Annotated in this window: 30 protein-coding genes; 20 read left to right on the top strand and 10 right to left on the bottom strand. The window is 70.1% G+C overall.

The window, feature by feature from the left end; all coding sequences use genetic code 11:
• Positions 1–25 precede the first annotated feature (25 nt).
• On the bottom strand, positions 26–382 hold the full coding sequence (locus tag QSK39_RS43750) for an STAS domain-containing protein (RefSeq protein ID WP_285483716.1): 357 nt from the start codon (positions 380–382) through the stop codon (positions 26–28).
• Between the two features lie 353 nt (positions 383–735).
• Between QSK39_RS43750 and QSK39_RS43745 the strand changes: the two genes are divergently transcribed.
• Positions 736–1,764, top strand: coding sequence for an acyl-CoA desaturase (locus tag QSK39_RS43745; RefSeq protein WP_502873367.1), 1,029 nt, complete (start codon positions 736–738; stop codon positions 1,762–1,764).
• Positions 1,765–2,024: 260 nt separating this feature from the next.
• Here QSK39_RS43745 and QSK39_RS43740 read toward each other — a convergent pair whose 3' ends face one another.
• The 4 genes from QSK39_RS43740 to QSK39_RS43725 form a co-directional block, all read right to left on the bottom strand.
• Positions 2,025–2,801 carry an ABC transporter permease gene (locus QSK39_RS43740; protein WP_285483715.1) on the bottom strand — a complete coding sequence of 259 codons (777 nt, stop codon included), beginning with the start codon at positions 2,799–2,801 and terminating at the stop codon, positions 2,025–2,027.
• Positions 2,798–3,703, bottom strand: a complete 906-nt coding sequence (locus QSK39_RS43735) for an ABC transporter ATP-binding protein (RefSeq protein WP_285483714.1) — start codon at positions 3,701–3,703, stop codon at positions 2,798–2,800. Before QSK39_RS43735 ends, QSK39_RS43740 begins: the two co-directional genes overlap by 4 nt.
• A 92-nt stretch (positions 3,704–3,795) precedes the next feature.
• A complete protein-coding gene (locus QSK39_RS43730) occupies positions 3,796–4,038 on the bottom strand; it encodes a YrhK family protein (RefSeq protein WP_285483713.1) in 243 nt (80 codons plus the stop codon).
• The gene (locus QSK39_RS43725) at positions 4,035–4,643 is read right to left on the bottom strand and encodes a DUF4232 domain-containing protein (protein WP_285483712.1); all 609 of its coding nucleotides are present in this window, start codon (positions 4,641–4,643) and stop codon (positions 4,035–4,037) included. The genes QSK39_RS43730 and QSK39_RS43725 overlap by 4 nt, the downstream gene beginning before the upstream one ends.
• Before the next feature lie 218 nt (positions 4,644–4,861).
• Between QSK39_RS43725 and ehuB the strand changes: the two genes are divergently transcribed.
• The 9 genes from ehuB (at position 4,862) to QSK39_RS43680 (ending at position 10,448) form a co-directional block, all read left to right on the top strand.
• On the top strand, positions 4,862–5,764 hold the full coding sequence (gene ehuB, locus QSK39_RS43720; RefSeq protein WP_285484342.1) for an ectoine/hydroxyectoine ABC transporter substrate-binding protein EhuB: 903 nt from the start codon (positions 4,862–4,864) through the stop codon (positions 5,762–5,764).
• A gap of 12 nt (positions 5,765–5,776) precedes the next feature.
• On the top strand, positions 5,777–6,448 hold the full coding sequence (gene ehuC / locus QSK39_RS43715) for an ectoine/hydroxyectoine ABC transporter permease subunit EhuC (RefSeq protein WP_285483711.1): 672 nt from the start codon (positions 5,777–5,779) through the stop codon (positions 6,446–6,448).
• A gap of 1 nt (position 6,449) precedes the next feature.
• Positions 6,450–7,106, top strand: a complete 657-nt coding sequence (ehuD, locus tag QSK39_RS43710; RefSeq protein ID WP_285483710.1) for an ectoine/hydroxyectoine ABC transporter permease subunit EhuD — start codon at positions 6,450–6,452, stop codon at positions 7,104–7,106.
• Between the two features lies 1 nt (position 7,107).
• On the top strand, positions 7,108–7,872 hold the full coding sequence (gene ehuA / locus QSK39_RS43705) for an ectoine/hydroxyectoine ABC transporter ATP-binding protein EhuA (RefSeq protein ID WP_285484341.1): 765 nt from the start codon (positions 7,108–7,110) through the stop codon (positions 7,870–7,872).
• An 87-nt stretch (positions 7,873–7,959) separates the two neighbouring features.
• The gene (locus tag QSK39_RS43700) at positions 7,960–8,379 is read left to right on the top strand and encodes an SPW repeat domain-containing protein (protein WP_285483709.1); all 420 of its coding nucleotides are present in this window, start codon (positions 7,960–7,962) and stop codon (positions 8,377–8,379) included.
• Positions 8,376–9,239, top strand: a complete 864-nt coding sequence (locus tag QSK39_RS43695; protein WP_285483708.1) for a universal stress protein — start codon at positions 8,376–8,378, stop codon at positions 9,237–9,239. Before QSK39_RS43700 ends, QSK39_RS43695 begins: the two co-directional genes overlap by 4 nt.
• 2 nt (positions 9,240–9,241) lie before the next feature.
• Positions 9,242–9,649 carry a hypothetical protein gene (locus tag QSK39_RS43690; RefSeq protein WP_285483707.1) on the top strand — a complete coding sequence of 136 codons (408 nt, stop codon included), beginning with the start codon at positions 9,242–9,244 and terminating at the stop codon, positions 9,647–9,649.
• Positions 9,636–9,986, top strand: a complete 351-nt coding sequence (locus tag QSK39_RS43685; RefSeq protein WP_285483706.1) for a hypothetical protein — start codon at positions 9,636–9,638, stop codon at positions 9,984–9,986. The genes QSK39_RS43690 and QSK39_RS43685 overlap by 14 nt, the downstream gene beginning before the upstream one ends.
• A gap of 102 nt (positions 9,987–10,088) precedes the next feature.
• Complete coding sequence (locus tag QSK39_RS43680; RefSeq protein ID WP_285483705.1) at positions 10,089–10,448, top strand: nuclear transport factor 2 family protein; 360 nt, start codon at positions 10,089–10,091, stop codon at positions 10,446–10,448.
• Between the two features lie 44 nt (positions 10,449–10,492).
• Here QSK39_RS43680 and QSK39_RS43675 read toward each other — a convergent pair whose 3' ends face one another.
• Genes QSK39_RS43675 through QSK39_RS43665 form a run of 3 tightly spaced genes read right to left on the bottom strand, consistent with a single transcriptional unit; the run spans position 10,493 to position 13,441 of the window.
• A complete protein-coding gene (locus tag QSK39_RS43675; protein WP_285483704.1) occupies positions 10,493–11,398 on the bottom strand; it encodes a glycine betaine ABC transporter substrate-binding protein in 906 nt (301 codons plus the stop codon).
• A 14-nt stretch (positions 11,399–11,412) separates the two neighbouring features.
• A complete protein-coding gene (locus QSK39_RS43670) occupies positions 11,413–12,261 on the bottom strand; it encodes an ABC transporter permease (protein ID WP_285483703.1) in 849 nt (282 codons plus the stop codon).
• Positions 12,254–13,441: a quaternary amine ABC transporter ATP-binding protein gene (locus QSK39_RS43665; RefSeq protein WP_285483702.1), complete on the bottom strand. Its 1,188-nt coding sequence runs from the start codon at positions 13,439–13,441 to the stop codon at positions 12,254–12,256. The genes QSK39_RS43670 and QSK39_RS43665 overlap by 8 nt, the downstream gene beginning before the upstream one ends.
• Positions 13,442–13,624: 183 nt before the next feature.
• Between QSK39_RS43665 and QSK39_RS43660 the strand changes: the two genes are divergently transcribed.
• Positions 13,625–14,662, top strand: a complete 1,038-nt coding sequence (locus QSK39_RS43660; protein ID WP_285483701.1) for an ion channel — start codon at positions 13,625–13,627, stop codon at positions 14,660–14,662.
• Between the two features lie 3 nt (positions 14,663–14,665).
• Here QSK39_RS43660 and QSK39_RS43655 read toward each other — a convergent pair whose 3' ends face one another.
• The gene (locus QSK39_RS43655; RefSeq protein ID WP_285483700.1) at positions 14,666–16,042 is read right to left on the bottom strand and encodes an APC family permease; all 1,377 of its coding nucleotides are present in this window, start codon (positions 16,040–16,042) and stop codon (positions 14,666–14,668) included.
• A gap of 201 nt (positions 16,043–16,243) precedes the next feature.
• Between QSK39_RS43655 and QSK39_RS43650 the strand changes: the two genes are divergently transcribed.
• The 7 genes from QSK39_RS43650 to QSK39_RS43620 all read left to right on the top strand — a co-directional run bounded on the left by QSK39_RS43650 (position 16,244) and on the right by QSK39_RS43620 (position 23,070).
• Entirely contained in the window at positions 16,244–17,449 is a 1,206-nt protein-coding gene (locus QSK39_RS43650) for a cation:proton antiporter (RefSeq protein ID WP_285483699.1), read from the top strand.
• Positions 17,450–17,488: 39 nt separating this feature from the next.
• Positions 17,489–17,935 carry a CBS domain-containing protein gene (locus QSK39_RS43645; RefSeq protein ID WP_285483698.1) on the top strand — a complete coding sequence of 149 codons (447 nt, stop codon included), beginning with the start codon at positions 17,489–17,491 and terminating at the stop codon, positions 17,933–17,935.
• 16 nt (positions 17,936–17,951) lie between these two features.
• Positions 17,952–19,244 carry an ArsB/NhaD family transporter gene (locus QSK39_RS43640; RefSeq protein ID WP_285483697.1) on the top strand — a complete coding sequence of 431 codons (1,293 nt, stop codon included), beginning with the start codon at positions 17,952–17,954 and terminating at the stop codon, positions 19,242–19,244.
• A 274-nt stretch (positions 19,245–19,518) separates the two neighbouring features.
• Positions 19,519–19,947: an SPW repeat domain-containing protein gene (locus tag QSK39_RS43635; RefSeq protein ID WP_285483696.1), complete on the top strand. Its 429-nt coding sequence runs from the start codon at positions 19,519–19,521 to the stop codon at positions 19,945–19,947.
• A gap of 45 nt (positions 19,948–19,992) precedes the next feature.
• Positions 19,993–21,732, top strand: coding sequence for a chloride channel protein (locus QSK39_RS43630; protein WP_285483695.1), 1,740 nt, complete (start codon positions 19,993–19,995; stop codon positions 21,730–21,732).
• Between the two features lie 28 nt (positions 21,733–21,760).
• A complete protein-coding gene (locus QSK39_RS43625; RefSeq protein WP_285483694.1) occupies positions 21,761–22,501 on the top strand; it encodes a DsbA family protein in 741 nt (246 codons plus the stop codon).
• Positions 22,498–23,070, top strand: a complete 573-nt coding sequence (locus QSK39_RS43620; protein WP_285483693.1) for a vitamin K epoxide reductase family protein — start codon at positions 22,498–22,500, stop codon at positions 23,068–23,070. Before QSK39_RS43625 ends, QSK39_RS43620 begins: the two co-directional genes overlap by 4 nt.
• Here QSK39_RS43620 and QSK39_RS43615 read toward each other — a convergent pair.
• Positions 23,049–25,286, bottom strand: a complete 2,238-nt coding sequence (locus QSK39_RS43615; RefSeq protein WP_285483692.1) for a heavy metal translocating P-type ATPase — start codon at positions 25,284–25,286, stop codon at positions 23,049–23,051. The two genes, QSK39_RS43620 and QSK39_RS43615, sit on opposite strands and share 22 nt — an antisense overlap.
• A 91-nt stretch (positions 25,287–25,377) precedes the next feature.
• Between QSK39_RS43615 and QSK39_RS43610 the strand changes: the two genes are divergently transcribed.
• Together QSK39_RS43610 and QSK39_RS53145 are read left to right on the top strand one after the other, a co-directional pair.
• Positions 25,378–26,292 carry a cytochrome c oxidase assembly protein gene (locus QSK39_RS43610; protein WP_285483691.1) on the top strand — a complete coding sequence of 305 codons (915 nt, stop codon included), beginning with the start codon at positions 25,378–25,380 and terminating at the stop codon, positions 26,290–26,292.
• Positions 26,289–26,525: a DUF6292 family protein gene (locus QSK39_RS53145; RefSeq protein ID WP_353051114.1), complete on the top strand. Its 237-nt coding sequence runs from the start codon at positions 26,289–26,291 to the stop codon at positions 26,523–26,525. Before QSK39_RS43610 ends, QSK39_RS53145 begins: the two co-directional genes overlap by 4 nt.
• Positions 26,526–26,540 lie beyond the last annotated feature (15 nt).

The raw sequence follows: 26,540 nt of genomic DNA, 5'->3' as shown, positions 1-26,540 counted from the left end.
GCCCGGGCGGGGGCGTGCGTGGTCCTCAGGCGGAAACTGCTTCGTCGAGGGATCCGAAGGTGGCGAAGGTCTTGTCCAGGCCGACGATGTCGAGTACCCGCTGGACCGGGCGCAATGCGACCACGGCCAGCTTGACCGACCGTTCGGTGCAGAGGTGCTGAAGCCGCAACAGCGCGGTGACGCCTGCCGACCCGAAGAAGGTGACGGCGCCGAAGTCGACGATCAGCCGGTTCGGCTGCCCGGCCATGGCTGCGGTCCACCTCCGTACGACGAGGTCGCAACTGCTGTTGTCGATCTCGCCGCATGCCGTGACGACCGGAAGGCCGGGTCGCGCCTCGGCCACCGAGACCATGATGTACGGGCCCCCGTCCGTGTTGCTCATCTGGCCCCGCTTCTCTTGCACCACAGGAAAAGGGTGGATCGAACCCGCGGATCGGTGATCTGCGAAGTCGTCGTGAGCGCGGGGTCCAGGCACTCGGCCAGGATTTTAGTCCAGTCCGCCCGGGATCGCGAGATCGTGGCTCCCGTTGACCGGCCACGGAATTTTTGCCGGACTTGGGTCGTTGATGGGTGTTGAAAGGGCTGCTGACGCGTCCGAGCCGGACGCCGGCACACCATCGACCGCGCACCATCGTGCGTGGACCTCAGGGTTTGGTTGCGCCGTCGGCGTGCTACCCGATTCTGATCGCCCAGGACCCCGGCGGCTGGACAACGCCACCGAAAAGAGAACTGGGTATGACTCAAACCGCCGAACGCGTGCGAACGCAGCCACCTCGAGCCGCGGAGCCGATGCTCGCGGGCGAGAAGACCCGCACGGAGAACTTCCTGGTCAAGCTGTTCGCTGTGGTGCCGCTGCTGGCGCTGGCCGCGGCGGTGCCGTTCGCCTGGGGCTGGGGCCTCGGCTGGGCCGACATCGGCCTGGCCACCGGGTTCTACTTCCTCACCGGCCTCGGCGTGACGATCGGCTTCCACCGCTACTTCACCCACGGCGCGTTCAAGGCGAACCGCGGCCTGCGGATCGCGCTGGCGCTCACCGGGAGCATGGCCATGCAGGGCCCGGTGATCGGCTGGGTCGCCGACCACCGCCGGCACCACGCCTTCGCCGACCGTGATGGCGACCCGCATTCGCCGTGGCGCTTCGGCAGCACTCCGGCCGCGCTGGCCAGGGGGTTCTGGCATGCGCACATGGGCTGGCTGTTCGACCGGGAGAAGACCAACGCCCAGCGGTTCGCCCCGGACCTGCTGGCCGACCGTGACATCGCGCGGATCAACGGCTGGTTCCCCGCGTTGACCGTGGTCACCTTGCTCACGCCGGCGCTGCTCGGCGGCTTGATCTCGATGTCGTGGTGGGGCGCGCTGACCGCGTTCTTCTGGGCGGGCTTGGTGCGGGTGGCGCTGCTGCACCACGTCACCTGGTCGGTGAACTCGTTGTGCCACATGATCGGCGACCGGCCCTACGCCGCGCGTGACAAGTCGGCGAACTTCTGGCCGCTGGCCATCGCCTCGATGGGCGAGTCCTGGCACAACTCCCATCACGCCGACCCCACCGGCGCCCGCCACGGCGTCCGCCGCGGCCAGCTCGACATGTCGGCCCGGCTGATCCGGCTGTTCGAAATCCTGGGCTGGGCCACGGACGTCCGCTGGCCGCGCCCCGAACGCCTCGACCGCAAGCTCAACCCCGGTTACGCGTCCTCTCACCGTGGGGTCGCCGGTCTCGAACGCGGATTGGTGGACGGCGTGTCCGGCGGGCCTCGGACCCGTTGACGGAGTGCGGTCCCCGGCGACCGGCCCGGCGACGATCAGGACCGCCAGACGAGAAAGACCGTGCGCTGGACGTGAGTGACGGAATGCGCGCGAAGCGTTACTCTGAGGTTGCCGCGCCGGGAGGGCCGAGACCACGCGCTCACGAGGAACACCGTTCGACAGTGCCGTCACCCGGCCGCGCCTTTCGCCGGCCGGACCTGACGTGACGACGAGCCACCGACATCGACGTGCGGCGGCAGGCGAGGCGAGCCGGGACGCCGTCAGCGGTCCTGGTCGGCATGCTTCCACCACAGCGCAATACCGACTGTTCCGGCGCCGCCGACGAGGACGACCAAGGCGTAGCCGAGCGGACCGGGCGGGTCGTGGTCCGCGCCGGCGATGCCGGTGGCGAGGGCGGGCACCGACCACGGGAAGTACGCGCCGTAGCCGAGCAGGGCGATCACCTGGGCGAGGAACACCGTGAGGAACATGACGCCGATTCCGGCCAGGTAGCCGCGGCCGACGCTCGCGGCGAACGCGAAGGGGGTCACGAGCGCGATGGTCATGGCCGAGGCGAGCAGCACGTCGGCCAGCCCGCCGGCGGCGGTGGCGGCCGACCAGCCGGGGAGGCCGATGGCCGCGCCGATCACCAGGCCCAGCAGATAGGTCTGGAGCGTGAGCAAGCCGCACCAGACCGCCACCACGGCGAACTTGGCGCCGACGATCGTGGTGCGCGCGGTGGGCAGGGCCAGGAGGTCCTTGAGGGTGTCCTGGCTGAACTCCCGGCCGAAGGTCCAGATCACGATGACGCCGAAGAGCACGGCGCCGCCGACCGCGATGCTCTGGGCGAGCAGGGTGAAGTAGGCAGGCCAGTCGGCGGTGCCGCCGGTGAGCGTCGCCTTGGTGCCGAGCAGACCGAAAGCCCGGGCCCTGCGCAGGTCCTGCAGGATGAACATGACCAGCCCGCCGAACCCGGCCGCGACGGCGAACGCGAGCGCGGTCACCCAGGGCAGGCGGGAACGGCGCGCTTTGCGCAGCTCGGCCCACGCGGCGTTCACCGCGGGCCGACCAAGCGGAGGAAGCACGTCTCGAGGTCGTCCTGCTCGACGGCGAGCCGGGTGGGCGGGCAGCCCGCCGTGACCAGCAGCGTGGCGATGTCGTCGGGATGCCGGACCGCCTGTTCGGCGGTAAGGGTGAGCCCGCCGTCTCCGCCTTCCTCGGTGCGGTGGCCGGCTGCCCGCAACGCCGCCGCGGCGCGGACGTGGTCGCGGACCGCGACGTGCAGCCGGGGACGGGCCTGGGCGGTCAGGTCGGCGGTACCGCCTTCCCAGACGAGGCGGCCGCGGTCCAGCACCCCGATGCGGTCGGCCAGGCGGGCGACCTCGGTGAGGATGTGGCTGGACAGGAGGATCGTCACGCCGTGGGTCCGGGCGAGGTCGCGCAGCAGGTCGCGGATTTCGGCGACGCCGGCGGGGTCGAGGCCGTTGGCCGGTTCGTCGAGGATCAGCAGTTCGGGGCGGTGCAGCAACGCTTTGGCCAGGCCCAGACGCTGTTTGTTGCCCAGGGACAACGTGCCCGCGCGGTGGTGGGCGTGCGGTCGCAGGCCGAGCCGGTCGACGGCGCCGGTCACGGTCTTCTCGTCGCGCAGGCCGCGTAGCCGGGCCATCACCTGCAGGTTCTCGGTGACGGTGAGTTCCGGGTAGGCGGACGGCGTTTCGACCAGGTAGCCGACCTTGGCCCAGACGGCGTTGCGGCCAGGTTCGATCGGTTCGCCCAGCAGGGAGACCTGTCCGCCGGTGGGCCGGAGGATGCCGAGCAGCATCCGGATGGTGGTCGTCTTGCCGGCCCCGTTGAGCCCGAGCAGGGCGTAGATCTCACCGGGGGCGATGTGCATCGTCAGGTCGTCGACGGCCAGGACGTGCGGGTACCGCTTGGTCAGGCCGGTCGCGTCGATGGTCATGGGAAGCCTCGTTCCGCGCGTACGGATATCGCGCCGACCAGGCTTCCCGGCACACCGGAGGTCACTGTACGCCTACGGTGCTCGTGAACGCATCACGATTGCGACCGACCCGGCGCGCCCGAGAGCCGGTGCCGTTCATGGCGGTACAGCGCCTGGCCGACCGCGCCGAGCAGCATGCCGAACGACCCCACGATGAACAGCCAGATCGCGAGCAGCTCGGTGGCGTGCCAGACGAACAGGACGCTGCCGACGAAGAAGATCAGGTTGCCGGCCAGTCCGATGACCAGGTGCACGGTCGGGAACTCACGGACGAACGCCTTGATCGGTACCCTCATGCCGGGTGCACCGTCTTGACCGCGAGCTGGTTTCCGGGAAGGTCGGGGTTCGCGCAACCGGTGCCCGGCATGGGCACGAAGTTCGCGTCGGTCTCCTGCGGCAGGTAGATGCGCAGGCCGCGCACGGGGGTCGGCCGGCAGAGGTCGTCGGGGTAGTTGTGCACGTTGACGAACTGGATGACGGCCGCCGCGGTGTCCCCGGGGTTCAGCCGGACCTGGTCGCCTTTCGTGCCGCTTCGGTAGGCCGCCTCGCCCACCTGGTGACCGTCCTCACCGGCCACATAGGACACACCGGGGAAGCCTTGAACCGTGCACGGCTCCGCATCGGCGTTGGTGATCAGCAGCGGCCGGTAGAACGACCCCGCGGCGGCGTCTCCCTCGCCGAGGGCCAGTTTGACGTCCTTCGCGGTACACAGCCCCGTCCCGGTGGGCGCGGCGGAGGTCGACGGCGGTGGGGTGGGTTCGGCCGTACTCGCGGTGACGGTGTAGGTCGGCGAGACGGACGAGGACGGCGCGGACGCGCTCGGAGCGGCAGCGGAAAGATCACCGCTCCCGCAGCCGGCCAGTCCCAGAGCGCCGGCCGTAGCGGCGAAGACGGGGAGCAATCGCGAATTCCTATGTCGAAGCAAGATTTCCTCCTTCGAGCCGATCGTTCGATGGCTACCAAAAGGGGATACCCGAGACGCGACGCGTGATGCGTCCTCGACCTGACGGTCCTCTTACGATCCGGGCGCGAATCGTAAGGTGATCGTCAGGTGAGGACGTTGTGGTCACGGGAATCCGCGCCTACGTTCGTGGCCACTCGGATCGTGAAGGGATGCGAATGGCGCACGAGGGATGGACCCGCCGTGACCTGCTGCGACGGACGGCGCTCACCACGGCGGCGGTGCTGGGCGGTGGTGTGCTGATGTCGGCTTGCGAAAGCACCGGCGGCGCCGAGGGCCAGGATGCGTTGCAGGCAGCCAAGGACGCGAAGACGATCCGCATCGGCATCGCGAACGAGGCGCCGTACGGATTCGCCGACAGCTCGGGGAAAACCACCGGGGAGGCACCGGAGGTGGCCCGCGCGGTGTTCAAGGCACTGGGCATCGATGGGGTGCAGGCCAGTGTCGTCCCGTTCGACCAGCTCATCCCCGCGCTCACCGCGAAGCAGTTCGACGTCGTGGCCGCGGGGATGAACATCACGGGGAAGCGTTGCCAGGCAGCGGATTTCTCGGCGCCCGACTACTCCGCACTCACCGCGCTGCTCGTGCCCAAGGGGAATCCGCAGGGCGTGCTGAAGCTGGAGGACGTGGCCGCCAAGAAGGTCAAGGTGGCGGTCCTTTCGGCTGCGGTCGAGAAGGGCTACCTGACCGGCGCCGGTGTGGCCGAGGATCAGATCCAGACGCTCGACACGCAGGACAACCTGCTGCGGGCGGTCGCCGACGGCCGCGTCTACGCCGCCGCGCTCACCGACATCTCGCTCAAGTGGCTGGTCAAGCAGAACCCGGCTGCGGCGGTCGAGGTGACGCCCGGCTTCGTCCCGATGGCCGACGGGAAGCCCGTGACATCCGCCGGTGGTTTCGTCTTCCGCCAGGAGGACGACACGCTGCGCGTGGCGTTCGACGCCGAACTGAAGAAGCTGCACGACAGCGGCGAATGGGTCAAGATCGCGACGCCCTTCGGCTTCGACGACAGCAACTTGCCGAAGCCGGACGTCACCACCGAGAAACTCTGCGGCGCATGAGGCGAGAGCGCCTTGCCTGACTCCTTCGGCACGATCCTGTCGTCGATCCTGCAGGGCCTGACGACGACGGTGTCCGCCGCGGCCGGCGGGATCGCCCTGACGGTCGTGCTGGCGTTCGCCGCGGGGCTGGCGCTGGTCTCGCGTTCGCGGGTGGTCCGGGCGATCAGCCGGGTCTACGTCGAGGTCTTCCGGGGCACCTCCGAAGTGGTCCAGCTGTTCTGGCTCTACTTCGTGCTGCCTGCCCTGGTGGGCTTCAAGCTCGTCCCGCTGTTCGCCGGCATCCTCGTGCTGGGCCTGAACCACGGCGCCTACGGGGCGGAGATCGTCCGCGGCGCCGTGAATTCCATCCCCCGGGCCCAGTACGAGGGGGCGATCGCGCTGAACCTGTCGCCCGCCCAGCGGATGTGGCGGGTCCTGCTGCCGCAAGCCGTGGTCGAGATGCTGCCGCCGTTCACGAACCTGTTCATCCAGCTGCTGAAGAGCACCGCGCTGCTGTCGTTCATCTCGGCGGGCGACATCGCCGAACACGGTGAGCTGCTCCGGCCGGTCTTCGGCAGCGACATCGTCTGGATCTACGGCACCGAGCTCGTGCTGTACCTGGTGCTGGCGCTGCTGATCAAGTACGGCATGCGGGTGCTCGAACGGGCCGGGGCACGCCGCCTCGGCCGGGCCGCGGGGGTGTGACGTGGACTGGGACTGGGACAGCGCGGCCGCGTCGGTGCCGCTCCTGCTGGACGGGTTGCTCGTCACCGTCGAACTGACTCTCCTCGGATCGGTGCTGGCTTACGCGCTGGGCATCGTGTTCGCGTTGCTGCGCCGCGCCCGCATCCCGGTGCTGAGCGCGGTCGTGGCCGGAGCGGTCGAGTTCGTCCGGAGCACGCCGCTGCTCATCCAGGTCTTCACGCTCTACTACCTGGTCGAGCCGGCCATCGGGCTGAAGCTGTCCGGGTTCGTGACCGGCGTGCTCGCGCTGGGAGTGCACTACGCCTGCTACACCGCCGACGTCTACCGCGCCGGGATCGAGGCCGTCCCGTTGGGGCAGTGGGAGGCGGCGGTGGCGTTGAACCTGCCCCGACGGCGGGTATGGACCGGGGTCGTGCTCCCGCAGGCCGTCCCACGGGTCCTGCCCGCACTCGGGAACTACACGATCTCGATGTTCAAGGAGGTCCCACTGCTGCTCGCCATCGGCGTGCTCGACGTGCTCAACCGGGCCAAGGAGGTCGGCGCCGAGACCTTCCGCGTCATCGAGCCCTACACCCTCGCGGGCCTGCTGTTCCTCCTGGTGAGCCTGCCCGCGTCGATCCTCGTGCGGAAGGTGGAGCGCCGTGTCGGACAGCTCTGAGATGATCCGATTCGACCGGGTGGCCAAGCGGTTCGGGGACCACGTCGTGCTCGACGAGCTGAGCTTCCGCGTGGATCGCGGCGAGTTCGTCTCCCTGATCGGGCCGAGCGGGTCGGGCAAGACCACGATCCTGCGGTTGCTGATGACCCTCGAACGGGTCGACGGCGGCACGATCCACGTCGGCGGCCAGTGCCTCAGCCACCGGGTGAAGAACGGCGGCCTCGTCCCGGCCGACGAGCGTCACTTCCGGTCGGCGCGCAAGCGCATCGGCATGGTCTTCCAGCACTTCAACCTCTTCCCGAACATGGACGTCCGGCAGAACATCGTCGAGGCGCCGCGGCGCGTGCTCGGTCTGTCCGAAGTGGAGGCCGACGCTCGAGCGGCGCAGCTGCTGCAGCTGGTCGGGCTCGCCGACAAGATGGACGCCCACCCGGCTCGGCTTTCGGGCGGTCAGCAGCAGCGGGTGGCGATCGCCCGCGCTCTGGCGATGCGCCCGCAGGTGCTGCTGCTCGACGAGGTCACCTCGGCGCTGGACCCCGAGCTGGTCGCCGAGGTCCTAGCCGTGCTCAAGCAGATCGCCGCGGGCACCGACATCACGATCCTCTGCGTGACCCACGAGATGGAGTTCGCCCGGCACGTCTCCGACCGGGTCCTGATGTTCGACCATGGCCGGATCATCGAGGACGCCCCGCCGGAGGAGCTGTTCACGCAGCCCACCCGGGAGCGGACGCGGACGTTCCTGAAGGCGGTGCTCGAACGGGGCTGACCGCGATCGCAAGCTGATCGTCAGGTCCCCTGGGGCCCGTCCGCGAGAGGCTGGGGCCGCACGCGCGACGAAAGGAGCCGATGACCCGTGAAGACCCTGACCCGGACCCGCGGCGGTGTGGCCGGACACAGCCTGGCGCTGGCCGTGGTGAACGCCCTGACCTTCCTGACCGGTCTCTGGCTGGTGCTGTCGCCTTTCCAGCTGGATCAGGAGCTCAGCGGCGGCGGCTTCAACGGCTATTGGAACGACGTGCTCGTCGGCGCGGTCGTGGTGGTCTGCGGGGCCGCGCAGCTGGTTTCGCCGGCCGCCGCGCACGTGTGGCGTCCGGTGCTGCCGCTCGCCGGCGCCTGGCTGGTGGTCGCGCCGACCGCACTCGGCTACAACCAGGGGACTCCCGCGCCGGCCACCAGCGCCAGCGACGTCGCGGCCGGAGCCGTGCTCCTCGCGCTCTGGGCGATCGCCGTGGCGATCTTGAGCCGCGCACTGCGCGACGGGGGAGAGCGGTGACCACGACAGAGGCCCCGGTGGTCGTCACCGGCTACGACGGCACCCCGGAGTCGCTTCGCGCGGTGTTCTGGGCCGCGACGGAGGCCGATCGCCGAGGGAACACGCTCGTCGTCGCGCGCGCCCTGGATTGGAGCTGGCCGGGCGGGAGCTATCCCGAAGTGGTGCTCGCGCCGCTGAGCGGGGGAGCGGAACGGCTGCGCCGGGAAGCCGAGCAGCAGACGCGGGACGCCGTTCGCGAGATCGGTCATTCACACCCCGACCTCGAGGTGCGGATGGTCCTGCTCGAAGACCTGCCCGGTCCGGCGCTGGCCCGCATCGCCGCCCGGGCCGAAGCGGTGATGGTGGTGGTGGGGCCGCCCGGGTCCGGCCCGCTCGGCCGGGCGTTCTTCGGCTCCGCCACCGCCGGGCTCACGAAATCGTCCGGGCGGCCCCTCGTCGTGGTCCGAGGTGAGGATCCCGCCGAAGGTGCCACCCGATACCCCGTGGTCGTCGGTCTCGACCCGGCTGCCGACAACTCCGCCGCGCTCGCGTTCGCGTTGGACTTCGCCCGGCGGCACGCCGTCCCGGTGCACCTCGTCCACGCGATGACCGGCCGGTTCCGCAGGAACACCGCCCTGTCGGAGCCGATGGTGACCGAGCTGACGGACTGGTTGTCCAGTTACCCCGAAGTCCCCTTCGAGCACGAAATCGTCCAGGACTTCCCGGAGCACGCGTTGCTCGACCGCGCGAGGCAGGCCTCACTGCTCGTGGTCGGCGACAGCCGCCAGAGCTTCCTCAGGCGCGCCGTGTGCGGTTCGGTGAGCCGGACCGTGCTGCATTACGCACCATGCCCGGTGAGCGTGGTGGGGGTGGGAAAGTAGCCGTGTTCGACTACATGGAGGCGATCGTCATCGCGGCCCCGGTGCCGGCGGTGCGCGAGACGCTGCGCAGCCTCGAGGGCGATTGGCGCGGTCCTGCCGCGGTGACCGAGTCCTCGTGCTCGCGGCCGGCTCAGGTTTTGAACCGCAGTTCGTTCGCCCGGTACCGGTGGCTGGGGGTGCGGGTGGACGTCGCCGAGTGCGTGACGTGGAGCGTCGAGCGGTACGGGTACGCCGGCACCGTGGTCCGTGCCCACGTCTGGGCCGAGTTTCGCGCCGGTCTCCGGGCGCGGCTTCTGGAGCTCGCGTTCTCCCGGCTGCTCGGCGGCGTCGCCCGTGACCGCGAGCACACCCGTTCGGAGCTACGCCACCTCAAGCGGATGAGCGAGGGGCCCAGCCGTGCGGGACGGTGATCCCGAGGAGTCGCGGCTGCGGGAGGTCGCCGAGCTGATGTGGCGCACCGCGGCCGTGCACCGCGCCCGGGCCAGCAGGCTGGCGATGTCCGGCGAGCCAGGCGGCGAACTCCAGGTGCGCGCCGAACGCGGGCTTGCGAAGGTCGCGGCCGAGCACGCGATGGCCTTCCAGGAGCTGGCGAACGTCGTCGAGGCGCGGTCGTCCGCTGCCGGGCGCCCGCGCACCTCGCCGGAGTGGAGTGCGGCGATGAACCGGTCGTTCGCGGCGCTTCGGCGGGCCGAGGCGCACCACCACCGGGCCGCGGCCGTTCCCGCGCACGACGAGCCGCATCGGTGACAGCAGGCGAAATCGCAAGCTGATCGTCAGGTTCACCCACGCCCGGATGCGGAAGGCTGGCCGTGGCACCGGCGACGGCCGGACCGTGGTGGAGGACGGCCGGTGGCGCACGAAGAGTTGATCGACCTGGAACAGCAGGGCTGGCAGGCGCTCATGGCGACCCCGGCGGCGGCGAGGAAGTTCTACGACAGCGTCTTCGACGACCGGGTCGTCGTACTGCTGTCCGACCTGCCGCCGATCCGGGCCCGGGACGAGGCGCTCGACGCGTTGTGCGGTGCGGTCTGGGAGGAGTTCCGGTTGCACGGGCTGCGCTGCGTCCAGGTCAGCGAGGGCACTGGCGTGGTGCGCTACAGCATCGCGGCGACGCGCTCGGCCCTGCCGTACTCGGCACAGGTGAGCAGCGTCTACGCGCGCCGGGCCGGCGGCTGGAAGCTGACGTTCCACCAGCGGACCCGCCGCTGAGTCGTGCGGCCGCCACCGGCGCGTGGCGGCGGCCGCACGAGTTCTCAGAGGCCGGTGAAGGCCTGGTCGACGAACGCCTTGTGCTGGTCGATCCACTTCTGGGCGGCGGCCTTCTCTTGGCCCTTGGGCGCCTGCTGGATGAGGTCTTCCAGCGAGCCGAGCTGCTCGTCGGTGAGCTTGAGGCCTTTGGCGACCTTGGCCAGGGCCGGGAAGTCGGTGCCGAAGCTCTTGCGGCCGATGGCGTGCAGCTGCTCGCCCTTGCCCATCGCGCCCTGCGGGTCCTTGAGATCCTTGAGCTGGTAGCGCGAGTACGCCCAGTGCGGGTGCCAGAGGGTCACGACGATCGGCTTCTTGTCCTTGATGGACGAATCGAGCGCGGCGAGCATCGCCGTGGTCGAGGAGTTCTGCAGGATGATCGTGCCGTCGAGGCCGTACTTGGGAATCGCGGTCTTCTCGACGATCCCGGTTTCGCCCGCGCTGGCCTCGATGCCGGTGATCTTGCCGCCGAAGTCGGCGGCGTGGGCCTTGAGGTCGGCGATGCTGTCGACGCCCTGGACGTAGTCGGGCACCGCGAGGTTGAGCGTGGCGTTGTCGTACCAGGTGCCGAGGTCCTCGAGCTGGTTCGAGTACTGCTTCCAGTACTGCTCGTGCGTGGCGGGCAGCCAAGCGTCGAGGAACAGGTCGACGTCACCCTTGGCCAGGCCGGCGTAGATCGGGCCGACGTCCAGCAGCTGGGTCTTGACCTGGTAGCCCTTGCTCTCCAGGACGGCCTGGTAGAGGTTGGTCAGCGCGACGTCCTCGTCCCAGTTGATGTAGCCGATGGTGACCGACTTCGAGCCCTGGTCGTTGCCGGACTGCGCTTCGCGGCCGCCGCAGGCGGTCAGGGCGAGTGCCGAGAGCACGGCGGCGCCGAGGGCGGCGATCCGGCGGATCTTCGGGGTGTTCCGCACGTTTCTTCCTTTCTCTAGCGGTCTTTCCGTTCGGGCTGGGTGCTGCTGAGCCGGTCGAGGTAGATCGCCAGGACGACGACGCCGAGGCCGGCTTCGAAGCCGGAGCCGAGTTTCAGGCTGGTGACCGCGGCGTAGACCTCGGCGCCGAGGCCGGGTGCGCCGACCATGCCGGAGATCACCACCATCGACAGCGACAGCATGATGATCTGGTTGACCCCGGCCAGGATTGTCGGCAGGGCAAGGGGGAGCTGGATCTCGGTCAGGATCTTCCGCGGTGGCGAGCCGAACGCCTCGCCGGCTTCGACCATTTCCGGATCGACCTGCCGGATGCCGAGCTCGGTCAGCCGCACTCCGGGCGGCAGCGCGAACACCACGGTTGCTACGACGCCGGGGACCGGGCCGATCGAAAAGAAGAAGATCACCGGGATCAGGTAGACGAACGCCGGCAGCGTCTGCATGAAGTCGAGCACCGGCCGGACGATCCGGCTCACCGCGGCGTTACGTGCAGCGAGGATCCCGATCGGCACGGCGATCACTACGGCCACGACGCCGGCGACGAGCACCTGGGCGAGCGTCTGCATGGCGGAGGGGAACCGGTCCAGACTGTCGATCAGGGCGAAGCCGATCAGCGAGCCGACGCCGAAGCGCCAGCCACGGTGCCACCAGCCGAGCGCGGCGAACAAGACGATCAGCACCGGTGCCGGCGGCGCTTGCAGGGCATCGGAAAGGCCTTCGACCACGCCCTTGATGAGGGTGTCGACGGCGTCGAAGAACGGGCCGATGTTGTTCTGCAGCCAGTCGACGACGGTTTGGAACCAGTCCCCCACGGGGATCCGCGGAACCTGCCAGGTTGCTTCACGCATCGGTGGTCACCTCCTTGGTGTGAGCGAGACCGCCGAGGATGGCGGCCGGGGTCACCACGCCGAGGAGACGGCGGCGGTCGTCGACGACGGCGATCGGCCGGTCCCCGGTGGAGGGGCCGAACAGCTCGGACACCAGGGAGTCCGGGGCGACGGCGACGAAGCCATCGCTCACCGCACTCGTGATCGTGTTGGCGCCACGGGCCGCGGCGGACACGGCATCGGCCATGGTGACGATGCCGACGAGACCGCCGTCGGGGTCGATGGCGAACATTTCGGTGACCTCGAGCTTGCGCATGGTGTGGATCGACGCGCGCGGACCCGAAGAAGCCGCGAGGGTTTTCCCGGGCGGCCGCATGACCGACGCGGCGGTGAGCACGCGGGACCGGTCGACGTCCTGGACGAACCGGGCGATGTGGTCGTCGGCCGGGCTGCTCAGGATCTCGTCCGCCGAGCCGAGCTGGACGATCCGGCCGTCGCGCATCATCGCGATCCGGTCACCGAGCCGCATCGCTTCGTTGAGGTCGTGGGTGATGAACACGATCGTCTTGCCGAGGTCTGCTTGCAGCTGCAGGAGCTGGTCCTGCATTTCCTTCCGGATCAACGGGTCGAGTGCGCTGAACGCCTCGTCCATCAGCAGGATGTCGGTGTCGGCAGCCAGCGCGCGGGCGAGGCCGACGCGCTGGCGCATGCCGCCGGAGAGCTGGCCGGGCAGGCGGTCGCCCCAGCCGTCCAGGCCGACCAGCCGTAGCGCCTCTTCCGCGCGCTGGGTGCGTTCGTCGCGGGCGACGCCCTGGACCCGTAGTCCGTAGGCGGTGTTTTCAAGCACAGAACGGTGCGGGAAGAGAGCGAAGTGCTGGAACACCATGCTCATCCGCCGGCTGCGCAGCTGCCGGACGTCACTTTTGGACAGTGCGGTGAGGTCTCGGCCGTCCACGAGCACCCGTCCCGCGGTGGCCGGCAGCAAGCCGTTGAGCATCCGCACCAGCGTCGACTTGCCCGAGCCCGACAAGCCCATCACGACGAAGATCTCGCCGTCACGGACTTCGAACGAGGCGTCGACGACAGCGGCGGTGGCACCGTCCAGTTCGTCGCGTGGCGTGCCGTTCTCGAGCCGGCGGACGGCTTCCTGGGCGCGCCTGCCGAACACCTTGTACAGCTTCTCGGCTCTGACTGTCGGCAATGGACTCCCGACTTTCCTTGGGGGACCGGAACACGGGCAACGTTGCCCAGCGGCATCATTGCACATGACAATATTTACTCGATCTCAGGTTAAAGCGATTACGGTCCGGTAAAGTCCGTTGTGTCCGATCCGATGATGTGGTCGGCTGGCGGGATTCGCCGTCGTGTCCGGTAAGGGGAGGAGATGACGTTCTTCTTGTCGCGGCTGCTCTCGCGCTGGGTGCTGACGCGCGGGTGGCTGCTGCCGGTGGTGGTCGTCGTGTTCGTGTTCGCGACGAGCTGGCCGCTGATGGCGTTGGCCGAACCCGCGGGCAGCGAGCTGGTGAGTCCGGGCAACTACTGGTGGTACTTCGTCGTGACAGCCGCCACGGTCGGCTACGGCGACTACTCACCCGAAACCACAGCGGGCCACTTCGTGGGCGGATACGTGATCATCGGCGGGATCGCCACCCTCACGACGGTGTTCACGAGGCTCGCCACGGCGCTCGAGCAAGCGAAAGGACGGCGGATGCAGGGAACGGAACCGGTGCGCGCGAGCGGCCACACGGTGCTGATCGGGTACACGGCCGGGCGGACCGAGCGGATCGTGGCCCAGCTGCTGGCCGACGACGTGACCGGACTGGTCCTCTGCACCGGTGAGGAGGTGCCGGTGCACCCGATGCCGGGAGAGCCGGTGGACTTCGTCCGCGGCGACCCGACAGCCGCCGACGTGCTGGCCCGCGCGGCCGTGCACCGCGCGGCGACCGTGCTGGTGGACATGGCCGATGACAACGAGGCCCTGGCCGTGGCGGTCACGGTGGACCACGCGAACCCTTCGGCGCACGTCGTGGTGGCGTTGCGGGACATGGAACGGGCCGAGCTGGTCCGCTACGTCGATCCGAAGATCAAGTGCGTGCAGTGGCACACCCCGCGGATGGTCACCGAGGAGCTGACTTCGCCCGGGATCGCCGACGTCTACGCGGAGCTGATGACCGCGGGAGGTGCGAGTACTTATTCCGTGGCGGTGCCGGAGTCGCTCGGGGCCCTGCGGACCGAGCGGTGCCGGGTGGCACTGGGCCGGGCGTTCGGCGCCACTGTCCTGGCCGCCCGCGCGGCGGACGGCCTGGTGGTCAACCCCGGCTGGGACGGTGAGCTTCCGGTCGGAGCGACGCTGTACTACGTGGGCCCCCGGCGGCTCACCGCCACTGAAGTCGCGAGTGCACTCCGCGAGCCGGTCCTCTGACGCTCATCCGTCCCCTTCGGTTTCGGCCGCAACGTTGCGGATGCCCCGAGGACGCCCGGACCGCACCCACAGCCCGTACAGGGCGGCGGCGATCAGCACGGCCGCGGCGATCGAGACGACCGGGTCACCACGCGTGAGGTTGACGGCCAAGGTGAACGCCACCGCGACCGCTCCGGCGCAGTTGATCACCAGGAAACCGAACCGGCGATCCCGCCAGGAGAACCGCGCCATCGCCACCAGACCGGCGAAGAAACTGACGAACACCGATGCCGCGTAGAAGAGCACCAGTTCCTGGTCACGGCCGCCCGCGGCCGCGGTAACCAGGGCCGCAGCCGCCATGAAGACCACGACACCCCAGTACGGCGTGTGATGGCTGTTCGTCCGGCCCAGCCACGCCGGCAGGATGCCCGTGCTCGTTCCGTCGGGGTGGTGGCGGCGGGCGAGCGCTTTGAACAACCCTGGCCCGGCCTGGAACGACGAGCTCGCCGCCGAGAGCAACAGCAGCGCGGTGGTGAGCTGGAAGGCCGCGAAGACCGGCGTCGACGTCGCGGCCCGGGCGAGTTCGGCGATCTGGGTGGTGTCCTCGTGCGGGACGCCGATGCCGAGCCGGACGGCCTGCGCGGTCAGGCCCAGCGTGCTCGTACCGACCACCCCGAGCGTCAGCCAGAGGGTTACCCGGCCGAAGCGGCGACGACCGGGGTCGTCGAGCTGCCCGAGCTGGGCGATCGCCGACGACGGCGCCTCGATCCCGGTGGCCAGCGCCATCGCCACCGGGAAGGCCAGTGCCACCGCGATGAACGGGGAGTGGCCGGGGTCGGGCGCCGGTGTGGCCGCCGCAACGGGCACGAAGAACGCCGACACGAGGACCGCGACGGTGAGCACGATGAACGCCACCGTCATCACGGCGAACACCGTGCGCCCCAGGTGGCCGAACCAGGTGCCGCCGGCCACTCCGGCGACCAGCAGCACCGCGATCGGGATCCGCCACGGCGAGAGAGCCGGGAAGAACGCGATCACGGCAGATGCACCCGCCGCCGAGCTGATCGCGATCGTCAGCACGAAGTCGACGATCAACGCGCCGATCGGGAGGAACGCGGTGCCCTCGCCGAACGCCTCCCCGGTCGCGGCGGCCGCGCCGCCGCCCTGGGGGTACCGGGCCACCAGCTGGTGATAGTTGACGATGACGAGCACGACGATCCCGACGACGAGCGCCATCGTGGGCAGCAGGAGGGCGAGATCACCCCGCAAGGCCCGCAGCGCGGCTTCGATGGCGTAAGCGACCGAAGACACCGGGTCGGCCATCACGGCGAACGCGAACGCGAACAGCAGTACTCCGCGGCGGTGCGTCGGCGGGCCAGGCGGGCTCTTCAGCTGGGTCAAGCGGCTCCTCCGTGTCAAGCCGAGCTGCCGGATCCTTGCGGAAACCCGACGGTGTGGGCGTGCCCACCCTGGCGGCCCGATAAGCGGATCCGGTTTGCCCCGCGCGGATCTTTGCGGCATCTTTACGCGTGGAGTGCCGGGAAGTCTGGTCGGCCCTTCGCCCGGCGTGGGTGGAGGTCGTGGCTCGAGGACGGAATTTCCATGGCGCTCGTACTGGCGTTCGGCGTCGTCCTGCTGATCAGCGTCTCCCTTTCGGGCGTCGCCGCGCGGACGGTGCTCTCGACGGCGTTGCTCTTCCTGCTCGCCGGCGCCCTGATCGGCCAAGGCGGTTTCGGCTTGGTGAAGATCGCGCCGCACGACCCGCTGGTCACGGCACTGGCCGACATCGCACTCTTCACGGTGTTGTTCACCGACGGCCAGCGCGCCAACGTGCGTGCCTTGCGGGAGGGCTGGCGGCTCTCCGGCCGGGCGCTGGGCCTCGGCATGCCGCTGACCATGATCGGGATCGCGGTCCCGGCCCACTTCCTGGTCGGCCTGGACTGGCCGACGGCCCTGCTGCTGGGTGCGATCCTCTCGCCGACCGACCCGGTCTTCGCGGCGGCGATCGTCGGCCGCGACGACGTCCCGCTGCGGTTGCGGCGGCTGCTCAACGTCGAGTCGGGCCTCAACGACGGGCTCGCGCTGCCGTTCGTGCTGATCTTCCTGGCCACCGCCGCGCACGCCGACTCCGACCTCGGGACGGTCGGGATCGAGCTGGTGCTCGGCCTGGTCCTCGGCATCGCCATCCCGGCCCTGGTCACGCTGGCGTGGCGGCTCAAGGTGCTGACCGCCGAGCCGCGGCTGCAGGCGCTCGGCCCGCTCGCGATCGCCGTGATGCTCTACGCCGCGTGCCACCTGACCCACGCCAACCCGTACCTGGCCGCCTTCGCCGCCGGGTCGACGCTGGCCACGATGGACAAGCTGGCGGCGGAGCACTTCGAACCGCTCGGTGACCTGCTGTCGGAGATCACCAAGTTCGCCGCGCTGCTGGTGTTCGGGGCGCTGGTCACTCCGGAGCGGCTGGGCCACCTGAGCGTGGGCGGCTGGGTGCTCGCCGTGCTCGCGATCGTCCTGGTCCGCCCGGCCGCGATGCTGCTGTCGCTGCTGCGGACGAAGATGTCCGGCCGGGAGCGGGCGGCGGCCGCGTGGTTCGGGCCGAAGGGGTTCGCCTCGGTGGTCTACGGGCTGCTGGCCCTGCAGTCGGGCATCCCCGACGCCGAGCTGGTGTTCGACCTGGTCACCGTCACGATCGCGCTGTCGATCGTCCTGCACTCCTCGACCGACGTCCCGGTCGCCAAGGCGCTGAGCTTCGAGCCGCCGGACAACCTGCCGACCGGCCGTCAAGAAACCGAAAGGAGCGCCGGATAGTGCCGCACGAAACCGGCCCGCCCGCCGTACGCTGGACAGATGCACGCTGTGGAGATGGCCGAGGAGTACCCGGTCGTGGACGTCGACTCGGACGCGCTCGCGGCCGCGAAACTGCTGGCCGAGCGGCGGCTGCCGGGCATCGTCGTGACCGACGCGTCCGGGTGCCCGTGTTCGATCCTGCCCGCCTCGCAGGTCGTGCAGTTCCTGGTGCCGCAGTACGTGCAGGACGACCCGTCGCTGGCCGGAGTACTGGACGAATCGATGGCCGATCGGGCCGCGGACAAGCTGGGCGGCAAGACAGTACGGTCGCTGCTGCCGGAGAAGCCGGCGGAGCTGCCGCGGGTGCAGGCCGACGACACGATCGTGGAGGTCGCGGCGATCATGGCCCGCCTGCGCTGCCCGCTCGTCGCCGTCATGGAGGACAAGCGGCTGCTCGGCGTGATCTCGGCATCCCGGCTGCTGGAGCTGGCGCTCACCGCCCGCTGACCGAGGCGGCGGCGCGATGAGCACCGTCGTCGCCATCGTCGTCTTCGTCGTCGCCTACATCTTCATCGCGACCGAGAAGATCCCCAAGATGGTCGCCGCGCTGGCCGGGGCCGGGGTAGTACTGGCCCTCGGCGTGACCGGCGCCGAGGACGCGTTCTACTCCCACGACACCGGCGTCGACTGGGACGTCATCTTCCTGCTGCTCGGCATGATGATCATCGTCGGTGTGCTGCGCAAGACCGGCGTGTTCGAATACATCGCCATCTGGGCGGCGAAACGGGCCAAGGGGTCACCCCTGCGCGTGATGCTCCTGTTGTCCCTGATCACGGCGGTGGCCTCGGCGTTCCTGGACAACGTCACGACGGTCCTGCTGATCGCCCCGGTGACCCTGCTGGTCTGCGACCGGCTCGACATCAAGCCCACGCCGTTCCTCATCGCGGAGGTGCTGGCGTCGAACATCGGCGGCGCCGCGACCCTGATCGGTGATCCTCCCAACATCATCATCGGCAGCCGCGCGGGCCTGACGTTCAACGACTTCCTGGTCAACATGGCCCCGATCGTCGCCATCGAACTGGTCGCGTTCGCGTTCGCCCTGCGCTGGGTGTTCCGAGGCTCGTTCTCGGTCGATCCGGCGCGGGTCGCGGACGTGATGCGGCTCAACGAGCGCGAGGCGATTCGTGACCACCGGCTGCTCGTCAAATGCGGCGCGGTGCTCCTCGCGGTCTTCGTGGGGTTCGTGGGGCACTCGCTGTTCCACATCGAGCCGTCGGTCGTGGCCCTGCTGGGTGCCGGCGTGCTGGTGCTCATCTCCCGGGCGAGTCCCGAGCAGTTCCTGGCCGGGGTGGAGTGGGAGACCCTCCTGTTCTTCGCCGGCCTGTTCGTGATGATCGGCGCGCTGGTCAAGACGGGAGTCATCGGCAACCTCGCCAAGCTGGCAGCCGATGCCACGGGCGGCAACGCGCTCTTCGCGGTGATGCTGATCCTGGTGGTCTCCACGGTGCTGTCCGGAGTGATCGACAACATCCCGTACGTGGCGACCATGAGTCCGCTCGTCCTCGCACTCACCCAGGACATCCCGGACCCGGCGCACTCGGAGGCGCTGTGGTGGTCGCTGGCCCTCGGCGCCGACTTCGGCGGCAACATGACCGCCATCGGAGCCAGCGCCAACGTCGTCATGCTGGGGATCGCGGCGCGGTCGGGGAGTCCGATCTCGTTCTGGGAATTCACCCGCAAGGGCGCTCAGGTCACGCTGCTGACCGTGCTGATCGCCGCGCCCTACCTGTGGCTGCGCTACTTCGTGCTCGGCTGAGGATCGCAAGGAAAACGTCAGGTCCACCGGGAGCGATTCACGGGACAGTGGACTCCGGCGCCGGCGGGTCCGGAGCGGCCGTCGTGAGCGAGGAACGCGTCATGGGTTTGGGGGCGCGGACCCGAGGGTGCCGAAACGCTCCGGCCCGGGCGGAAGCGGCGTCGTGACGTGGCGGCGGGGCACAGAGTCGTGCCTCGCCGCCGCGCCAGTTCTTCGTCAGAGGCGTAAACTATTGCCGTATGCAATAGTACCGACGAGGAACACCGGAGGGATCATGGTCACCCGTGGTGTCGAGCGGCACTTCTGGATCGGTCCGGGTACCGAAGGCGCGCTGACGCCGAGCCTGCCCAGTTCGCTGGCCTTCGTGGCCGCGCTGTGGCTGGGGTTCGCGCCTTACGTGCTGCATTTCAGTGAGGTGCGGGGCGGGCTCGCCGACGGCATCGACGTCCTGGTGGCGCTGGTGGTCGGCGTGCTGGCGCTGGTCCGGACGGTGGTACCCCGGGACTTCCCGGTGTTCAGTGTCGTCAACGCGGTGCTGGGACTGGTGCTCGTCGTCGCGCCGTTCGTGCTGGGGTACGAGCTGGCCCGCGTGATCGTCACCGATCTCGTCGTGGGCGTGCTGCTCTTGGTGCTGAGCGGGCTCAGTGCGGCGCTGACCTATCGGCAGCGGGTGAAGGTGCAGGTGGGGGACCCCGCCGCGTGACCGAACCAAGTGTTGCATAATGCAATAGTGTCTTCAGGTAACAGCATGTCGGTCAGGCGGGTCCCGGTTCCGGTCCGGCAGCCGGTCGGGAGGTGGCTGCGGGAGAGCCGGTCCGGCCTGGTCGGTCTCGCCGTGCTCATCGGCGCCGGCGCGGGCCTGGGCGCGATCGTGTTCCGGTGGCTGATCACGACGTTCACCCACCTGGTCTCCGGGCAGGCCGACTACGCCGACGCCGGCCGCGCCGCGCACCCGTGGTTTCCCGAGCTGGGACCGTGGTTCCTGCTGCTCGCACCGGTGGTGGCCGGGCTGGTCTACGGGCCGCTGGTGTACAAGTTCGCGCCGGAAGCCCGCGGCCACGGCGTGCCCGAGGTCATGTACGCGGTCGCCGAACGCGGCGGCCGGATCCCCGCGCAGGTCAGTGCGGTCAAGGCGCTGGCCTCGGCGTTGACCATCGGCTCCGGTGGCTCGGTCGGGCGGGAAGGCCCGATCGTGCAGATCGGGTCCGCGCTCGGATCCACTCTGGGCCGGGTCACGCGCTTGCCCGAATCCCGGCTGAGGGTGCTTGTCGCGTGCGGCGCGGCGGGCGGGATCGCGGCGACGTTCAACGCGCCACTGGCCGGCCCGTTCTTCGCGATGGAGCTGATCCTGCGCGACTTCGCCGCCGAGTCGTTCGGCGCGGTGGTGCTGGCCAGCGTGACCGCGAGCGTCGTCGGCCGCGCGGCGTTCGGGAACACCCCGTTCCTCGACCTGCCCCCGTTCACCCTGCGCAACCCGGTGGAATACCTGCTGTTCGTCGTGCTCGGGGTCGTCGTGGGTGCGTGCGGGGTGCTGTTCACCCGGGTCCTGTACTGGATCGAGGACTTCTGCGACTGGGTATGGCGCGGGCCGGAGTGGCTGCGGCCGGCCGTCGGCGGAGTGTTTCTCGGCGGGTTGCTGCTGTTGCTGCCGCAGATGTATGGCGTCGGCTACCCGGTGCTGCAGAACGCGGTCGAAGGCAAGTATCTGATCGGGTTCCTGCTGCTGTTGCTGGTGGGCAAGATCGTCGCGACGAGCCTGACGATCGGGATCGGCGGTTCGGGCGGGGTGTTCGCGCCGTCGCTGTTCATCGGGGCGATGGGCGGCACGGCGTTCGGGATCGTGGTGCACGCGTGGCTGCCGTCGCTGACCGCCTCGCCCGGCGTCTACGGGCTGATCGGGATGGGGGCCGCGTTCGCGGGAGCGGCGCGGGCGCCGATCACCGCGGTGATCGTGCTGTTCGAGCTGACCGGCCAGTACACGATCATCCTGCCGATGCTCACCGCGATCGTGATCGCCACGGCCACCAGCCGGGCGCTTTCCCATGACACGATCTACACGCTGAAGCTGCGCCGCCGCGGGGTCGACCTCGACCGGCATCCCCAGGAACGCAGGCTGGCCGCCACCATGGTCGAAGGCGTCGCCGAGCCCCTGCCCGAACCGCTTCCTTCCGGCACGTCGCTCGAGCGGGCTGCGCACGCCTTGGCGGTGTCCGGGCACGGCATCTTGCCCGTGACCGACGAACAAGGGCGCTACCAGGGCTGTGTCACGGCGCAGGCCGTGGCCGAGGCACTGGGCGACGACCACGACGGCACTGTGGGAGACCTGGCCGAGCTGCCGCCCCTGGTGACCTGCGAGACGTCGCTCGCCGACGCCCTGACCGCCTTGACGAACGCACCCGGCACCGGTCTGCCCGTCCTTGACGGCGACCACCAGCTGACCGGATGGCTCACCCACCAAGCGGTGCTCTCCGCGCTCGCCCGGCAGTGACCGAACCACGGAAGGAACCTGAGGAGCGATGGCAAAGAGCAAGCGAAATCCGGTGACCGCGAAGAAGGGATTGTCAGCCAACGCGTGGACCACGATCGCCGTCCTGGTGGTCGCCGTGCTGGTGATCGGCGGAGTGCTGATCTTCCAGCACAAGGATTCACCCGCGACGGGTGAGGACACCGTGGCGGCGGACGTGCTGCGGCACCCGGACAGTCACACGGTGACCGAGGCGAAGAACGGGAAGGTCACCGTGGTCGAGTTCATCGACTACCAATGCCCGGTGTGCGAGGCCTACTACCAGAACGTCACCGGCAAGCTCGCGAACGACGACTCCGGCCGGATCACGCTGGTGACCAGGAACTTCCCGCTGCCGATGCACCCGCTCGCCGTGCCCGCGGCGCGCGCGGCCGAGGCCGCCGCGCTGCAGGGGAAGTACCGCGAGATGTACGACAAGCTCTACGGCGACTACCGAACGTGGGCCCTCCAGCCGGACGGTCAGAACGTCAGCAGCGACGAGAAGCGCGCACAGGATCGCTTCGACGCGTACGCGAAGGACCTCGGCCTCGACCTCGACCGCTTCCACCGAGACATGGCCTCGCCGGCGGTCCAGCAACGGATCGACCAGGGCAAGGCCGACGGGCAGCAGGCCGGGGTCACCGGCACCCCGACCCTGTTCGTCAACGGGACCCAGTTCCGGCCGACCGGTAACACGTACCCGATGATCAGCCAGGAGCTGCGCACCCTGCTCGACAAAGACCTCGAGCTGTGACCGCCGCAGTCCGCTCCCACCGCGGCCTGGCCTGGCTCTACATCATCGGTGGAGCGCTCGGCCTGGTCGCCGCGATCACCCTGACCATCGAGAAGATCGAGAAGCTCCGCAATCCGGACTACGTCCCGAGCTGCTCGCTCAACCCGGTGGTGTCCTGCGGCTCGGTGATGGACAGCCCCCAGGCTGCTGCCTTCGGATTCCCGAACCCGCTCATCGGCATCGCGGCGTTCGCCGTTGTCGTGACGGCGGGCGTCGCCCTGCTGACCGGGTACCGGCCGCCGCGCTGGGTGTGGTCCGGGCTGCAGCTCGGGGTCACGTTCGGCGTGGTGTTCGTGCACTGGCTGGTGTTCCAGAGCCTGTACCGGATCCACGCCCTGTGCCCGTACTGCATGGTCGTGTGGGTCGTGACCATCGCGATCTTCTGGTACACCACGCTGCACAACCTCGCCGGCACCCGGCTCGGCGCCGGCCTGCGCCGCGTCCACACCGGACTGCTGGCGCTGTGGTACGTGGTCATCGCCGGGCTGATCGTGCAGGCCTTCTGGGACTACTGGGTGTCGGTGGTCTGAGTCCGCGCGGTGTCGAACGACCGCAGGCGGAGGCTGTTCGAGACGACGAACAGCGAGGACGCGGCCATCGCGGCGGCCGAGATCACCGGGTTCAGCAGCCCGGCGGCCGCGACCGGAATGGCGGCGACGTTGTACCCGAACGCCCACCACAGGTTGCCGTGGATAGTGCGCAGCGTCGCCCGGGCCAGCCTCAGCGCCTGGGCGACGACGGTCAGGTCGGTGCCGACGAGGACGACGTCGGCGGCGTTCGCGGCGACGTCGGTTCCGGTGACCAGGGCGAGCCCCAGGTCGGCGCGGGCCAGCGCGGGCGCATCGTTGATCCCGTCGCCTACCATGGCGACGGTCCGGCCCTCGCGGTGCAGGCGCTCGATCACGTCGGCCTTCTCGTCCGGGAGCACCTCGGCGACGACCTCGTCGATCTCGAGCTCGGCGGCGATCGCACGGGCGGTCGGCTCGCGGTCCCCGGTCAGCAGGATCGTCCGCAGGCCCAGGGTGTGCAGCTCGGCCACGGCCGTGGCCGCGCCGGGTCGGAGCGTGTCGGCGATGGCCAGGACGCCGATCGCCACACCGTCGCGGGCCACCGCCACGACCCCCGATCCCGCTCGTTCGCAGCGAGCCGCCGCGGTGTGCACGGCCGGTGGGACCGCGACGGCCGTATCGGCGAGCAGCCGCAGTGAGCCGACCACGACGTCGTGGCCCTCGACCTCGCCGCGCGCGCCCAGCCCGGCCTGCGCGCGGAAGCCCGTCACCATCGGGACGGCACCGATCACCCGGTCCGCCTCGGTGACGATGGCCTTGGCGATGAGGTGTTCGGAAGCCTGCTCTACGGCGGCCGCGAGGCGCAGCACGTCTTCGGCGTCGACGCCGGCGGGGTGGATTCCGGTCACGGCGATGCGGCCGGTCGTCACGGTCCCGGTCTTGTCCAGCACCACGGTGTCGACCGTGCGGGCCGCTTCGATCGCCGGGTGCCCCTTCAGGAAGACGCCGAGCTGGGCCCCGCGCCCGGACGCGACGAGCATCGCGGTGGGCGTGGCCAGCCCGAGGGCACACGGGCAGGCGATGATCAGCACCGCCAGTCCGGCGCCGAAGGCGGGCTCGGCCGCGCCGGCGACGGCGAACCAGACCGCGAACGTGCCGATCGCCAAGGCGAGGACCACCGGCACGAACACCGCGGAGATCCGATCAGCGATCCGTTGTACCCGTGCCTTCTCGAACAGGGCGTCCTCGACGAGCCGGGTGAGCCGGCCCAGCCGGGTGTCGCGGCCCACCGCGGTGGCGCGGACGACGATCCGCCCGCCGACGGCGACCGTCGCGCCGAGCACCGGATCTCCGGCGGCCACTTCGCGGGGCACGGACTCACCGGTCATCGCGCTGCCGTCCACCGCGCACGAGCCGGACACGACGACTCCGTCGGTCGCGACCGCTTCGCCGGGCCGGACGACGAAGTGATCGCCTGCTCGCAGGTCCGCCGCGGGAACCGGCCGTTCCCGGCCGTCGGCGTCGACCAGGGTGACGTCTTTGGCGCCCAGCGCGCCCAGTGCGCGCATGGCGTCCCCCGCGGCACGCTTGGCTTTCGCCTCGTAGAGCCGTCCGGCGAGCACGAAGATGGTCACGCCGACCGCGACGTCGAGGTACAGCGAGCCGGCCGGCCGCAGCAGCAGCCCCCAGCCACCGTCCGCCACCGTCGTGCCCCGGGTCATGGCGTGGGCGGACCAGAGGGTCGCGGCGGCGATCCCGGTCGACACCAGGGTGTCCATCGAGGTCGTCCGCTGCTTCAGCGCGGCCGCGGCCTTGGCGTGGAACGGCCACGCGCACCAGGTCACCACCGGCAGTCCCAAGGCCAGGACCGCCCCCTGCCAGCCGGGAAAGCGCAACGACGGCACCAGCGCGAGGGTGAACGACAGATCCGCGGCGGGAACGCCCAGCAGCAGGGCGGTCATGAGCCGCCGCCAGAGCCGGCGGTCCTCGCCGGCCGGCCCGTCCGGTCGCCGCCGGGTCAGGACCGCGGCCCGGTAGCCGGCACGCGCGACCGCGTCCACGAGAACCTCGTCCGGTACCGCAGTGTGCACGACGGCGCGTTCGGTGGCGTAGTCGACACTCGCGGTGACGCCGTCGAGCTTGTTCAGCTTCCGTTCGACCCGCGCCGCGCAGGCTGCGCAGGTCATGCCGCCGACGGCGAGCTCGGCTCGCCGTGGCGCCGGAGAGACCACCGCCATCGCCGCACCCTCCCGTCCTGAGTAGCATGATGCAAATGTTGCTTAGGGCAATAGTGCTCTCAGGGTGTGACGGGCGCGGGATCGGGGTGCGATGCCGCCACTGACGTGGTCGACGCTGGGTACCGAATGGGACGTGCCGGTTCTCGCGGTCATTCTGTTCGGGGGAGCCGTGCTCGCCTACGCCGCCGCGGCCGTCCGGCTGCCGGGATGGCCGCGGCGCCGGGTGGTCGCGTTCCTGGCCGGGATCGCGCTGGCGGTGTTCGCGGTCGGCGGCGCCGTGAACGCCTACAGTGCCGTCCTGTTCTCCATGCACATGGCTCAGCACCTGCTGCTGATCATGGTCGTTCCGGCCCTGCTGCTGCTCGGCCGGCCGCTCGAGCTGATTCGCGGCCGGGTGTTCGCACGACCGCTGGCGGCCCTCGCACATCCCGCGGTCGGCTTCGCCTGCTACACCGCGGTGGTCGTCGGCACGCACCTGACGCCGTTCCAGCAGAGCGCGCTCACCGAGCCGGTCGTGCACGGCGTCGAGGAAGCGCTCTACCTCGGTTCCGGCTTGCTCCTGCTGCTGCCCCTGGTCGGGGTGCGGCCCGGAAAGCCGCCGCTGTCCCACCTGGCGCGGCTGGTCGTGCTGTTCGGGGCGATGGTCGTGGACGCCGTGGTCGGCGTCGTGCTCATGATGACCCCGGCCGAGCCGTTCCCGGCGTACGCGGCCGTGGTCCGCGACTGGGGGCCCGGCCCGGTGGAAGACCTGCACTGGGGTGGCGCGGCGATGTGGGTGGGCGGTGACGCCCTGATGGGGGCGCTGGCGGTGTTCGTCATCAGCCGGTGGATGTCGGCGATGGACCACGGCGACGATCTGGGAACGTGGCTGGAGTCGGCGCGCCGGTCGGCGCTCGACCTCGGCGAAGGCACCGCGGTCGACGATGACGAGGAAGCGCTGCGTTCCTACAATGCCATGCTCGCCCGGCTCGCCGGCCGCGAAAGGGGGCCTGATGCCGGACGATGAGGTGGCTCGTGAGGCGTTCGGGCTGGCCGGTTACGTGCGCGCCGTCGCCGTGCGGTGGGCGTGCCCGTCAGGCCGCGGCCTGGGAACTCGGCGGCCGCCCGGCGGCCTACCTCGCGCTCCCGGACCGCTGCGCCGGCCACCCCGAGCGTGACGTCATGGTGATCTGGTCGGCCGAGCGTGGCTGGAAAGGTCTGCCTGGAGAACACGGGTCCACCACCCGTCGGCGGTGGTAGCTCGGCTCGGGACGT

This window comes from Amycolatopsis sp. NBRC 101858, from assembly GCF_030269325.1.
In the GTDB taxonomy this organism is placed as follows: Bacteria; Actinomycetota; Actinomycetes; order Mycobacteriales; family Pseudonocardiaceae; genus Amycolatopsis; species Amycolatopsis ponsaeliensis.
The sequence above is the reverse complement of the archived record's forward strand: the minus strand, read 5'-3'. Positions and strand labels throughout refer to the sequence as shown.